This is a genomic window from Flavobacterium maritimum (assembly GCF_040049085.1).
In the GTDB taxonomy this organism is placed as follows: Bacteria; Bacteroidota; Bacteroidia; order Flavobacteriales; family Flavobacteriaceae; genus Flavobacterium; species Flavobacterium maritimum.
Window position 1 is genome coordinate 167,300 of the sequence record NZ_JBDLZY010000001.1, and the last position, 13,586, is coordinate 180,885.

Below are 13,586 nucleotides of genomic sequence, written 5' to 3' on the forward strand. Positions count from 1 at the left end.
ATACAATATATGATCAGGAGCAATACCAATAGATGTTACATGAAAATAGAAAAAAAATTACCAATATTTATGATTGGGAATTAATCACGGATCAATATGCAAATCACTTTCTTGAAATTGAAGGAGTAATACATAGATAGAAAATACAATTCGTTTTTATCCAGATTTACTCTTTGTGAAATCCAATCTACACTAATAATAGAAAATTAAACCTGCTAATTTTTATATGTCACTATTACAAAACCTGGCCGCTTATCGCTTTTCACGCTATTTTAAACTGTGTTTTCTTTTATGGGATATTCTTTTGTTGAATGTAGCGATCTTTCTTTCTTTTACAATTCAGTATGAAAGTATGGATCGAATGAATTTGAAAGAAGTGCAAACGATTTCCTTGTTGTCTAATCTCATCTGGATTATTTTATTGTTGTACAAGGATGCGTATCGCATGGTTCGTATTGAAGGATTTGAACCCATTTTAAAACGGACACTCAGAAAATTATTGATTCATATTGCCATTATCGTTTTCTTCGTGGATGCTTTAAAGTACCATGAGGTTTCTCGTTTGCGCTTGTTGTATTTCTATTTAATTTTCTTTGCGCTGCTTTTTGCATTCCGTATATTTTTCATGAAGATTTTGAAATATGTGCGTGCCCAGGGATATAATTTCAGGAATGTGGTTATTGTAGGAGCCAATGATGCGGGACAACGAATTTGCAAGGTGTTGTCTTCTGACCTTACCTATGGGTATCGGGTATTGGGCTTTTTTGACGAAAAAGTAGACCCTTATGCTTTCATCTCTTCGCCCATATTAGGCGGATTTGATGATATAGAGGACTATATTATCAAAGAAAATGTTGACGAAATGTATATTGCCTTGCATATTGATAGTATTAAAATAATCAACGAACTGACCACGCTTTGCGAACGCTATATGGTGCGTATTAAATTCATTCCTGATTTTCAATTATACACCAAGTCCCGTAAGGTAGAGATTAGTTTTTACGGCCATACTCCTGTGCTGATGCTGCGTAAGGAACCCTTGGAGTTGACATTCAATCTTTTGGTCAAAAAAGCATTCGATCTTTGTTTTTCGCTATTGGTTATCGTATTCATTTTTCCTTGGCTGTTTCCTATTATTATAATTTTGATTAAGATAGATTCTCCCGGCCCCGTTTTCTTTAAGCAAGAACGCTCCGGCCGAGACAATCAGGCCTTTGCCTGTCTGAAATTCAGAACCATGCAGGTCAATAGTTTATCAGATCAGCTGCAGGCAACGCAGGGAGATAGTCGTGTGACCCGTTTTGGAGCCTTCATGCGTAAAACGAATATTGATGAATTGCCGCAATTTTTTAATGTATTGTGGGGGAATATGTCTGTTGTGGGACCACGTCCCCACATGTTGATGCATACGGAGCAATACTCTGAGTTAATCAACAATTACCTCGTTCGTCATTATGCAAAACCGGGAATAACCGGTTGGGCACAGGTGAATGGTTACAGAGGAGAAACCAGGGAACTTATCGATATGAAAAATCGGGTAGAGTATGATATTTGGTTCATCGAAAACTGGAGTTTGTTACTGGATATAAAAATTATTTACCGCACTGTGTTAAATGTATTTAAAGGAGAAAAGAATGCCTATTAGTTTTTTCCAACTCATAAAAAAACAATTTTTAATAGATTTTGTCCAGCGATTTACGATGAAACGAATAAAATTATTCTTTGGTCATTTGTTGTAGAGTGAAAATCTTTTTTGAATCCCAATAAAAGTTTAATGCCTATATTTGCCCCCTTTAAAAATAAAGTTTTATGAAATATTTCTTTGCTATAAAAAAAGTAACCCCATTTTTTTTGGCCTTGCTGTTCTTTTCCTGTGCTTCCAGAAAGGATGTCGTTTACTATCAGAATATTGATGGTGCTGTCTCTTCAGAGAAGACCAATTCATACGAGATTAAAATTCAACCGGATGATTTATTAATGATTATAGTCTCTGCCGATGATCCTGAAATTGCAATTCCGTTTAATTTGACAACAGTTTCGACCCCTAGTCTTGCAAATCCAAGTGTGATATCCGGGCAACAGACAATACAGTCCTATCTAGTGGATGCCAGCGGTATGATTGATTTTCCGGTCTTGGGAAAATTGAAAGTAAGCGGGTTAACCCGTACAGAAGTGCTTAAAATGTTGAATGACAAAATATCGGACTTTATAAAAAATCCTATCATCAACCTGCGTATCATGAATTTTAAAATTTCTGTTCAGGGAGAGGTGACGGTACCGGGAACCTATACTGTGGCTTCCGAGCGAATTACCTTGATTGAAGCCCTAAGTATGGCCAAGGATTTGACGATTTACGGGAAAAGAGATAATATTTTGATTATCAGGGAAATTGATGGTATTAAATCATACAATAGAGTCGATCTGACCAAAGCAGATTTTATCAATTCGCCTTTTTATTACCTCTCGCAAAATGATGTGGTCTACGTAGAGCCGAATAAAAACAAAATAAATGGCGCCGCTGTCGGCCCAAATACATCAGTACTGATTTCGATTACTTCTTTAATGATTACTATAATTACCCTAATTGTTACTAGCTCAAATTAAATTATTGCATGGAAAATAATATGTTGGATGAAGATTTTGAAAATGATTTTCAATTAAAAGAAGTTTTAGATAAATATTTGTTCCATTGGAAATGGTTTTTACTGGCTGCTTGTATTGCTTTATTTGCAGCATTTGTCTATTTACGATACTCAATACCGCAATATCAGGCGACGACAACTATTTTGGTGAAAGATGATAAAAAAGGCGGTATGCTTTCTGAATTGTCTGCTTTTGCTGATTTGGGAATGGGTGGAGGCTTAAAAGATAATGTGGATAATGAAATTGAAATTCTAAAATCAAGAACATTAGTCGAAAGTACCGTGAAAAAGTTAAATCTGAATACTTTTTTACTGGTCGAAGGAAAGGTGGTTGATCGGGAGGTGTATGAGAAAACGCCTATTGAGGTTTATTTTGTCGATAAAACCAATCAATTTTATGACAGTAAAATCAATTTAAAGTTTAATAAGCTAACAACCAATACTTTTACGTTAGAAAATGAAATTGCTGAGGATACCTTAAAGCTTATCTTAAATAATAAGAAAGAATTTCGATACGGAGAAATCATTCCAACTCAATACGGTCGTTTGATTATCAGTAAGTCAAAAGTATATGGGGAAAGTCATTTTAAAGACAATCTTAAACCAATCCGAATAGTCATCAGCCCTCTTGATGATGTGGTCGAAAATTTCAGAAAACAGCTAAATGTGACCCCTATCAGTAAAACGAGTAGTGTGGTGGAACTTTCTGTAAAGGATGCTGTGAAAAAGAAATCGGAGGATTTCTTAGATAATCTGATTCAAATTTACAATGATGATGCCGCTGCCGATAAGAATTTTATTTCTGAGAACACTTCTAAATTCATTGCAGATCGATTAACCTTAATCACTCAGGAATTGGAAGGGGTTGAGCAAGATGTTGAAGTCTTTAAAAAAGCCAATAAGTTAACCGATATCGAATCGGAAGCGAAACTGTTTATCGAAGGATCCAGTGAATACGATAAAAAAGGAGTGGAGACCGAAATCCAGTTGAACATGGTTTCCTCCATGCTTGATTTTATGAAAAAAAGCACCAATTCTGATTTGTTACCAACTAATATCATCGCTGGTGAAGGAGGTCCTACAGGATTGATTAATTCCTATAATAAATTGGTTTTAGACCGAAACAGGATTTTGAAATCAGCTACTGTTACCAATCCATCTGTGGTTAAAATGGATCAGCAGATTGCATCCTTAAAAGCGAATGTGACCGCGAGTCTCTTACGACTGCAATCCACTTTAGCGATTCAGAAAAGAGATTTAAAGAGCAACGAAGGGCTGTTGAATAGTAAAATTGGTAAAATACCAGTCCAGGAACGTCAATTCAGGGTTATTGCCAGGCAACAAAAAGTGAAAGAAGAACTTTATTTGTATTTATTGCAAAAAAGAGAAGAAACGGCCATCTCTTTATCAGCAACGGAACCCAATGCAAGAGTGATTGATTCGGCCAGAGCTTCTAAAATCCCAGTTTCTCCTAAGAAAAGTATCATTTATTTAGCTGCTTTATTATTAGGGTTGTTGATTCCTTTCGGGATTATTTATCTGATGGATTTATTGGATACCAAAGTGAAATCTCGTTTTGATATTACAGATAAATGGGCGGTTCCATTTTTGGGAGATATTCCAAAGTCTATAACCCCTAATCAAATTATAAGCGCAGACAGTCGTTCGGCTTCAGCCGAAGCCCTTCGAATTGTCCGAACCAATTTAGACTTTATGTTGAATAAAGTGCCGGAAGGGGTGGCAAAAACAATCTTAATGACTTCAACTATTCCGGGAGAAGGGAAAACATTTTTGGCGGTTAATTTAGCTAGGGTAATCGCTCTCTCCGGAAAAAAGGTACTCTTGATCGGAATGGATATCAGAAGTCCAAAGCTAAGTGAATACATTGACTTGCCTAATGGTAAAGGCTTGACCAATTACTTGTTGTCGCACAAAGATGAAATTGATAATTATATTGTAAACCCAAAAGGGCTAGACAATTTTTATGTGTTGCAGTCAGGAATCATTCCTCCAAATCCTACTGAATTATTAATGAATAGTAAAGTAGATCAGCTTTTTGAACGATTAAAAAAAGAATACGATTATATTATCGTCGATACGGCTCCGGTAAGTTTAGTAACAGATACTTTAATTGTGGCAAAATATGCAGATACCTTTGTATATGTGGTGCGCGCACACTATCTAGACAAACGTTTGCTTCATGTTCCGCAAACTTTGTACAAAGAAAATAAACTTACTAATATGAGTATCGTTCTTAACGGTACGCAATCAGAAAAAGGATATGGTTACGGTTATGGCTATGGTTACGGCTATGGCTACGGAGTCAAAGAGGAGAAAAAACCTTGGTATAAAAAGTTTTTATAATAGATTAAAAAAAAGGCGAAAGCCTTTTTTTTGTTTATATAAGCGCTGTTGGTTCGATGTGGCAGAGATTGTTGTTGTAAAGGTTTTGTCAGGTCGAGCGGAGTCGAGACCCAAACGCATAATCGTCCCGTTCACGTCACTTCGAGTGTTTTTTAGCTTGAAGGAATTGGAATATAAGTAGGGACTCATTAAGCTAAAAATGTAGCGAGAAGTATTTGCCAGATCGATTAAACGATTAAACAAATTACTACATTTGCATCCATGGAATTTTCATCGAAATTAATAGAAAAAGCAGTCAACGAAATGTCTCAGTTGCCAGGAATTGGTAAACGGACGGCTTTGCGATTGGTCCTGCATTTACTGAAACAGCCCAAAGAACAAACGGGTTTTCTCTCGCAAGCATTATTGAATATGCGTGAAGATATTAAGTATTGCGAAAGTTGTCACAATATTTCAGACAGTAATCTCTGTGAAATTTGTGCCAATAACAGCAGGAATCATCAGATCATTTGTGTTGTGGAAGATATTCGGGATGTTATGGCCATTGAAAACACGGGACAGTTCAGAGGAATTTATCATGTGTTAGGTGGGAAAATTTCCCCGATTGATGGAATAGGTCCCAGTCAGTTGAATATAACTACCTTAGTGGGGAAAGTAAAATCGGGAAGTGTAAACGAAATTATTTTTGCTTTAAGTTCTACTATGGAAGGCGATACCACTAATTTTTATATTTATAAACAAATTGCGGATTGTGAAGTGGTCATCTCGACAATTGCCCGAGGAATAGCAGTAGGAGATGAGTTGGAATATGCCGATGAAGTCACCTTAGGGCGCAGTATATTGCAAAGGGTGCCTTTTGAAAAGTCTATTAAAAACAATTAAATCGTTTAAAGAATAACTATACTTTTTAAATCATAAATGAAAAGCTATATTTGTTGTTAAAAATATTATAATGAGCAAATCCGGACTCTATTTATTACTTGCTATTAGTGTGTTATTTTCCTCTTGCATTCCCACGAAAGATTTGACCTATCTTCAGAAAAAAGAGGGTGCCGAAACAGGTGCTGTCATTGCTGAAGTGGAATCAAAACCCTACAGAATACAAACTAATGATGTTTTGAGCATCACACTAAAAGCGATAGATCCTAAGTTGGTTGCTATTTTTAATCCTACCAATGATTCTCAAGCTGCCGGCAAATCGGAATCGGAATTGTATTTTGACGGTTTTACGGTTGATGATCATGGGAACATAAGAGTCCCGATTTTGGGAGAAATAAATGTAATTGGTTATACGACTGAAGAAGTACGTATTAAACTTGAAAAACAGTTATTAGACGAGTACTTTAAAACGGAAGCCAATATTTTTGTTACTGTAAAACTAGCCGGATTTAGATATACCATAAATGGAGAAATTACTGCTCCGGGAACCAAGACTTTATTTCAGGATCATGTAACTATCATGGAAGCAATTGCTAATTCAGGAGATATTACCATGACCGGAAACCGAAAAGCGGTAACAGTCATCAGAAAATCTCCAACCGGGGTTCAGATGCATGATCTAGATCTTACCGATATCAATGTGATACAGTCTCCTTATTATTATTTACAACCCAATGATTATGTCTATGTGAAACCGCTTAAACAAAAATCTTGGGGAACGGGTAAAACTGGTTTAGAGTCTTTGACCACTATTATAACGTTGCTGTCTTTGGTCACAACTACTTTTATTTTATTAAAAAATTAAAACCTATTTCAAAAAATGTTGGATATAAAAGATTTTTCGATTTTTGAAAACCAAAGCAGTTTTGACTTTAAAGGTTTTTTGATTAAAATCGGAAGTTATTGGAAGTGGTTTTTGCTCAGTCTCTTAATTACTTTCACCATTGCTTATCAAGTAAACATCCGTAAAGAGAAAATTTATGGAATGGAAACCGTCATCGTTGTAAAGGAAGAAAGCAACCCTCTTTTTACCTCAAATACCAGTTTGGTTTTCAATTGGGGAGGTACGTCTGATCAGGTTCAGACTATTTCGACCACCTTGGAGTCCAGATCTCATAATGAGTTAGTGGTCGATAAATTACAATACTATATAGATTATTTGGTTCAGGGCGAATACAATCTGGTTGATGCTTATGGCGCAGTACCTTTTTATGTTACTATTGATAAATCGAAAGGACAACTGGTCGGAAATCAAATTGGAATTAAATTTTTAAACGAATCTGAGTACGAAATTAGGATTCCATTCGAAAACAATTCCGTTTCCTTGCTGACTTATGCCACTAATTCGTATAGTAATACAGCGGTTGAGGTAGGGGATTTTGTGAAAAAATATAAAGTAGGAGAACTGGTTTCGCTGCCTTTTTTAAATTGGAAATTACAAATAAAGGACAATCCTGGTTTTTATAAAGGAAATGAATATTTTGTCCAGTTTAATGATTTTGATGCCACGGTATCTGCTTATAAGGGAATCAATGTCAAAACAGATGACAAAGGAAGTTCGATTATTACTTTGGGAATGCAGGGGACAAACAAAGCCCGAATGGTTGAGTATTTGAATGCAACCGTGAAAATGCTTATCAAAAGACAGTTGGACGGGAAAAATAAATTTGCCACCAATACCATTGCTTTTATAGATAGTACCTTAGTTGCAATGGAATCACAATTGAAGGAAACAGGAGATGAGTTAAAATCTTTCAGAAAAGATAAAAATATATTTGACGTTGAAGAGGGTGGAGCTAAATTTTCAGATAAAATACTTGAATTTGATGTCGCAAGAGATGAGGTAACCCGTAAAATAACGTATTACAATTCATTAAAATCCTATTTGAATAGCAGTGTGGATTATTCTAAACTGCCTGCGCCTTCAGTAGCAGGAATTGAAGATCCTAATATTGTGGTCAATGTTTCAAAATTAATTGCGCTTTCTACGCAAAGATCAGAAATGGCCTATGCTGTAAAAAGTGATAAAATATTTAAGGATTTTGACAATCAGATGGTGGCTGTTAAAAATGTATTACTGGAAAATATTTCGGCAGCCAAAGCTTCTTTGCAATATGATTTAGCAAAAGTAAACAGTAAAATTAATGAAACCGAAAGTACCATTAAGCAACTTCCCGAAGACCAGCAGGAGTTAATTAAAATCAAACGAAAATATGATCTAAGCGACAATATTTATAGCACCTTTCTTCAAAAAAGAAGCGAAGCAGATATTGTTAAGGCTGCCAATTTGCCGGACATTCATTTTATAGATCCGGCTAAAGATGTTGGCGGCGGATTAATTGGTCCCAAAACATCCGTCAATTATGTGCTGGCCTTATTTCTTGGAATACTGATTCCGTTACTTTTGGTTTTTGGAATTTTCTTCATTAATAATTCTATTCAGAATGCAGAAGACGTGAGTAAGTTAACCCAAATTCCAATGATTGGGGTAGTAGGGGTTAACAATGATCATAATGATCTGGCTGTTTTTGACAAACCCAAATCAGCATTATCAGAGTCCTTTAGAGCGATTCGATCTTCACTGCAATTTTTGTATAAAAAGCAATTGGTAAGCGGAGCCAAAACCCTGATGATCACTTCATCGATCAGTGGGGAAGGAAAAACATTCTGTTCTATAAACATTGCTACGGTATTTGCGTTAAGCGAGAAAAAAACAGTAATTGTTGGTTTGGATTTAAGAAAACCAAAATTGTTTGGAGAGTTTAATTTGACTAATAATGTGGGGGTTGTGAATTATTTAATCAAACAGAAAACCGTTGATGAAATTGTAAACCATACCCAGATTCCTTTTTTGGATGTCATTCTTTCAGGTCCTATTCCGCCGAATCCTTCAGAGATGATTTTGAGTGATGGTATGAAGGAATTAATTGATGAATTAAAACAGAAATACGATTATATTATTTTGGATACGCCTCCTGTTGGCCTGGTGTCTGATGCCTTGGAATTAGCGCAATATTGTGACGTAACATTATATATTGTGAGACAAAATTTTACCAAAAAGGAAATGATCACTTTGTTGAATAACAGGGTAAAGCGAGATGAGCTTAACAATACCAGTATTATTTTAAACGGTTTTGAAAACAAGGCCAAGTACGGAGGAGGTTATGGGTACGGATATGGTTACGGAAATTATACCAACGGCTACCATGAAGAAGAAGTGAAAAGAAATTGGTTTGACAAATTCATTCCTAGATGGCGTAAAAAATAATTTAGGCCAGGGGTTATTTTTAAATTAAAAAGAGATGAAAGAAAATACAAATACTACCCTATTGATTACAGGAGGTGCTGAACACGGTTTACAATAGGGTTTTCAATGCGGCTTTTGGGGACAGAACCACTTTAAATGGTTTGATAAGTATTTTAAGGAATACTTATCAAAATACGATCCCAGAATTGTCTCTGTCGAGGTGTTTTATGGGCTAATAGGGCTGGAGATATGCCATATTCGTTGGTTAGTATTGAAAGCTAAAGTGCTATTAGGGTATCAGCCTCAATATTTCATGCAGGAAGGGTTAAAAGAGGTGGTGCGCTAGTATTGGAGTGATCTTAAATAAAAACAGATGCTTGTTTGTCTTTAAAAACAAGGAGAGTTAAATAAAGTATATTTGTAAATTAAAATTCGTATTAATGAAAATCACAAAAATTTGTTGCATCGGAGCTGGATATGTTGGAGGACCTACAATGGCTGTTATTGCACAAAAATGTCCCCATATCAAAGTTACAGTAGTAGATTTGAATGAAGAAAGAATTGCGGCCTGGAACGATGAGAATGTCGATAATATTCCGATTTATGAGCCTGGTTTAGATAAAATTGTGGCTGAAGCAAGAGGAAGAAACTTGTTTTTTTCAACAGAAGTTGATAAGGCTATTGATGAAGCTCAGATCATTTTTATATCGGTTAATACGCCTACAAAAACTTATGGCAAAGGCAAAGGGATGGCAGCTGATTTGAAATATATTGAATTATGCTCCAGACAAATTGCAAAAGTCGCTAAAGACAATAAAATTGTAGTTGAAAAATCTACACTTCCGGTTAGGACTGCTGAAGCAATCAAAAGCATTCTTGATAATACAGGTAATGGTGTTCAGTTTCAAATTTTGTCTAATCCTGAGTTTCTTGCTGAAGGAACAGCAGTTACTGATTTGTTAAATCCGGACAGGATACTAATAGGAGGCGATACCACTGAAGAAGGTCAAAAGGCTATTCAGGCGCTTGTTGATGTTTATTCCAATTGGGTGCCAACAGATAAAATTTTAACTACCAATGTTTGGTCATCGGAATTATCGAAATTAACAGCCAATGCTTTTTTGGCACAAAGAATATCTTCTATAAACGCCCTTTCTGAGCTTTGTGAAAAGACAGGTGCCGATGTAAACGAGGTGGCAAAAGCCATTGGTATGGATAGCAGAATAGGACCAAAATTTCTTAAAGCCTCTGTAGGTTTTGGTGGATCTTGTTTTCAGAAAGATATTTTAAATTTGGTCTATATTGCCAAATCCTATGGTCTGACTGAAGTAGCAGATTACTGGGAACAAGTGATTATAATGAATGATCATCAAAAAAGACGTTTTTCCAATAAAATTGTCCAAACACTTTACAATACTGTTGCTGACAAGAAAATTGCATTTCTGGGTTGGGCTTTTAAGAAAGATACCAATGACACCCGAGAATCCGCGGCTATTTATGTGGCCGATGAGTTAATAAATGAACAGGCAAAAATTGCAGTGTACGACCCTAAAGTGTCCGGAAGAAAAGTTTTGGCCGATTTAGATTATTTAGATACAAGAACCACAGAAAAGAATGTAAATAGCATTACTTCATTTGATAGTGCCTATGAGGCTTGTGCCGGTGCACATGCCATTGCAGTACTTACCGAATGGGATGAGTTCATAAGTTTTGACTGGCAAAAAATTTATGATTCTATGCAAAAACCCGCTTTTATCTTTGATGGACGGAACTTGCTTAATGCTTCTGAATTAAAGACTATAGGATTTGTATATCAAGCTATCGGTTCTTAGTTTGAAAGAGATAATTGTCTTGAATCTAAAATAGAGTGCATTAATTTTTTAAAATTTAAAAAGGAAGTTTCGAATCAAATAAAAAAGAATAAACAGCTTTTTTATTTTAATACAATGTGAATGATGAATTGGTATGTAGTGTATACAAAACCGAAATGGGAGAAAAAAGTATCGGAACAATTAACTAAATTAGGAATAGAGTGTTATTGTCCGTTGATTACTGAGGTAAGACAATGGTCGGACAGGAAAAAAAAAATTGAAGTACCCCTTTTTAATTCCTATGTTTTTGTCCAATTGGAAGAAGCTGATAGGAATACAGTCTTTCAATCCCCTGGGGTAGTCCGGTATTTGTTTTGGTTAGGAAAACCGGCGATTGTTCGAGACGAAGAAATTAATTGTATCAAAGACTGGCTTTATACTCCAGATACGTATGATATTTCTGTTGATTATTTTCAAATAGGGGAGACTGTAGAATTGGATTCCGGTCCTTTCTCTGCACAAAAGGCGGTTGTTCAAGAGGTTACTAATACGCATTATGTATTGGTTTTAGAATCAATGGGATGTGTATTGAAAATGAAACACAAATAGAAGATAAAAGCGAGTTCACTGTAGACAAAATTATTGCTCAAAGGGTCTCGTTTTTTTGCGTTTTTTTACCTCACTAAATTTAGTGATTTTTTTAAAAAGCAGGATGGGCAATTTTCTTCCTTTTTGTTGGTTGTTAATTGATTACTTGTTTTTTTATTTTTGGAGCTGGTATTTCTGAGCTTCTATATCATTTAAAGTTTAAAAAAACAGTTTATTGTAGCTATATTTGCCGAAAATATGTATGATTTTTCCATCCCGATTTTGGGAGTATGGAATGCGAAGCGGTGGATTGAAATTAGCAAAGGCGATTTGTATTAAGTAAAAAATGATTTCAGATTTAAAAATATCAGTAGTTGGTTTAGGATATGTGGGTTTGCCATTGGCAAGACTATTTACAAAAAAAACATGTTGTTGTTGGATTTGATATTAATAAACCCAGAATTACTTCCCTGCAAGCAGGGACTGCGCTACACTAGAGGTAGATGATATTATTTTGCAAAGAGTACTTCTAGACGAAGCAGGTAATTCTAATGGCCTGTATGAATGATTATGAAGGTGATTTCTGTTAATGGTGTGGCTGTGCTGTTGGAATCAATTTTAAAGAAAACTGCCTGATGTGCGGAGTATAAAAAAGGTAGTTGTTATTGCTGTTTTGAAGGAGAATGGAATTACCGTTACGATATATAACCCTTTAGGTAATTCTCAAGTAGTGAAACGAATGCAGTTGTTCCTGAGCAAAACTACGATGCAGTAATACTGGGGTAGAACATACTACATTTTTAGGTATGGATTTGTTTCAATTGCAAAATCAAAACGGTTTACTGTACAATGTGAAAGGAGTTTTGAGAGCCATTACTGATGGAAGGTTGTAAAATAAAGTTATTAGATTTTTAAAAATAAATATGGAAAAAAAGCATTCGGTAACACATGTTATTTTAACAGGAGGGGTTGGTAGCAGATTATGGCCACTATCACGTAAAAGTCAACCCAAGCAGTATCTTGATTTGTTTGATGGTAAGTCTTTATTTGAAATGACGGTTGAGCGTAATCGGGAGTTAGTAGATCAGGTTATGGTAGTTGGAAATGTGGATAATTGCCATTTAAGCAGGGGAATCATGGAGAAATTGAATACCCCCTATACTGATGTAATCGAATCAACTCCCAGAAATACAGCCGCTGCTATTGCTTTTGCTGCACTCGCATCCCATCCTGATGCAATATTAATAGTGACGCCATCGGATCATATTATTGATGGAACAGAGCAATATGCTCAAGCGATTAATGAAGCAATTGATAAAGCTTCGAAAGGATTTATTGTTACGTTTGGAATTATTCCGACGAAACCTGAAACTGGGTACGGTTATATTGAGCGTAAAGACGATGATGTTGTTTCTTTTCGTGAAAAACCAAATAAAACCACTGCTGCCGATTTTATTGCCAAAGGAAATTTTCTTTGGAATAGTGGTATGTTTTGTTTTAAAGCGAGTGTTTTATTGGCTGAATTGAAAACATTTAATCCTGAAGTCTATGAGAAATCAAAAGTGGCATGGGATACGAATGTGAATGGTTATTTAGATCTGGATCGTTCACTCGAAATTCCATCCATAAGTATCGATTATGCTGTTATGGAAAGAAGTAAAAAAATAAAAGTGGTTCCATCTACTTTTCTGTGGTCTGATTTGGGTTCCTTTGAATCCGTTTACGATTATTTGGTTTCCAAAGGACATGATGTTGATAAAAACGGAAATATGGTAATTGGGACGGATATTTTTACCACTTTTATCGGACTTAAAAATACTATTTTTGTTGCTACAGACAATGCCAATTTGATTCTTCAAAAAGAACATTCTCAAGAAGTAAAAAATATATACAATGCACTTGAAAAACAAAATTCTGACTTACTGAATTAAAATTGGTTTTCTTTTAATTTTTTATCCTAATTTTTATTGATGATTTATTTTTATTGATTCCTGC

General features: G+C 35.4%; 9 protein-coding genes. All 9 read left to right on the forward strand.

The genetic code is table 11. From position 1 onward, the window contains the following. The first annotated feature begins 226 nt into the window (after positions 1-226). On the forward strand, positions 227-1,645 hold the full coding sequence (locus ABEB23_RS00690; protein WP_348810449.1) for an undecaprenyl-phosphate glucose phosphotransferase: 1,419 nt from the start codon (positions 227-229) through the stop codon (positions 1,643-1,645). Positions 1,646-1,809: 164 nt separating this feature from the next. Beyond that, on the forward strand, positions 1,810-2,604 hold the full coding sequence (locus ABEB23_RS00695; protein WP_348810450.1) for a polysaccharide biosynthesis/export family protein: 795 nt from the start codon (positions 1,810-1,812) through the stop codon (positions 2,602-2,604). Positions 2,605-2,612: 8 nt separating this feature from the next. Beyond that, on the forward strand, positions 2,613-5,006 hold the full coding sequence (locus tag ABEB23_RS00700; protein WP_348810451.1) for a GumC family protein: 2,394 nt from the start codon (positions 2,613-2,615) through the stop codon (positions 5,004-5,006). Positions 5,007-5,267: 261 nt separating this feature from the next. Further along, positions 5,268-5,888: a recombination mediator RecR gene (gene recR, locus ABEB23_RS00705; RefSeq protein WP_348810452.1), complete on the forward strand. Its 621-nt coding sequence runs from the start codon at positions 5,268-5,270 to the stop codon at positions 5,886-5,888. A 70-nt stretch (positions 5,889-5,958) separates the two neighbouring features. After that, positions 5,959-6,750 carry a polysaccharide biosynthesis/export family protein gene (locus ABEB23_RS00710; protein ID WP_348810453.1) on the forward strand — a complete coding sequence of 264 codons (792 nt, stop codon included), beginning with the start codon at positions 5,959-5,961 and terminating at the stop codon, positions 6,748-6,750. A 15-nt stretch (positions 6,751-6,765) separates the two neighbouring features. Then, positions 6,766-9,213: a polysaccharide biosynthesis tyrosine autokinase gene (locus ABEB23_RS00715; RefSeq protein WP_348810454.1), complete on the forward strand. Its 2,448-nt coding sequence runs from the start codon at positions 6,766-6,768 to the stop codon at positions 9,211-9,213. Positions 9,214-9,632: 419 nt separating this feature from the next. After that, positions 9,633-11,024: a UDP-glucose 6-dehydrogenase gene (locus ABEB23_RS00720; RefSeq protein WP_348810455.1), complete on the forward strand. Its 1,392-nt coding sequence runs from the start codon at positions 9,633-9,635 to the stop codon at positions 11,022-11,024. Between the two features lie 123 nt (positions 11,025-11,147). Then, positions 11,148-11,612: a UpxY family transcription antiterminator gene (locus ABEB23_RS00725; RefSeq protein ID WP_348811118.1), complete on the forward strand. Its 465-nt coding sequence runs from the start codon at positions 11,148-11,150 to the stop codon at positions 11,610-11,612. 902 nt (positions 11,613-12,514) lie between these two features. Then, positions 12,515-13,522 (forward strand): mannose-1-phosphate guanylyltransferase, encoded by a 1,008-nt coding sequence (locus ABEB23_RS00730; protein ID WP_348810456.1) that lies wholly within the window; start codon positions 12,515-12,517, stop codon positions 13,520-13,522. Positions 13,523-13,586: the final 64 nt, after the last annotated feature.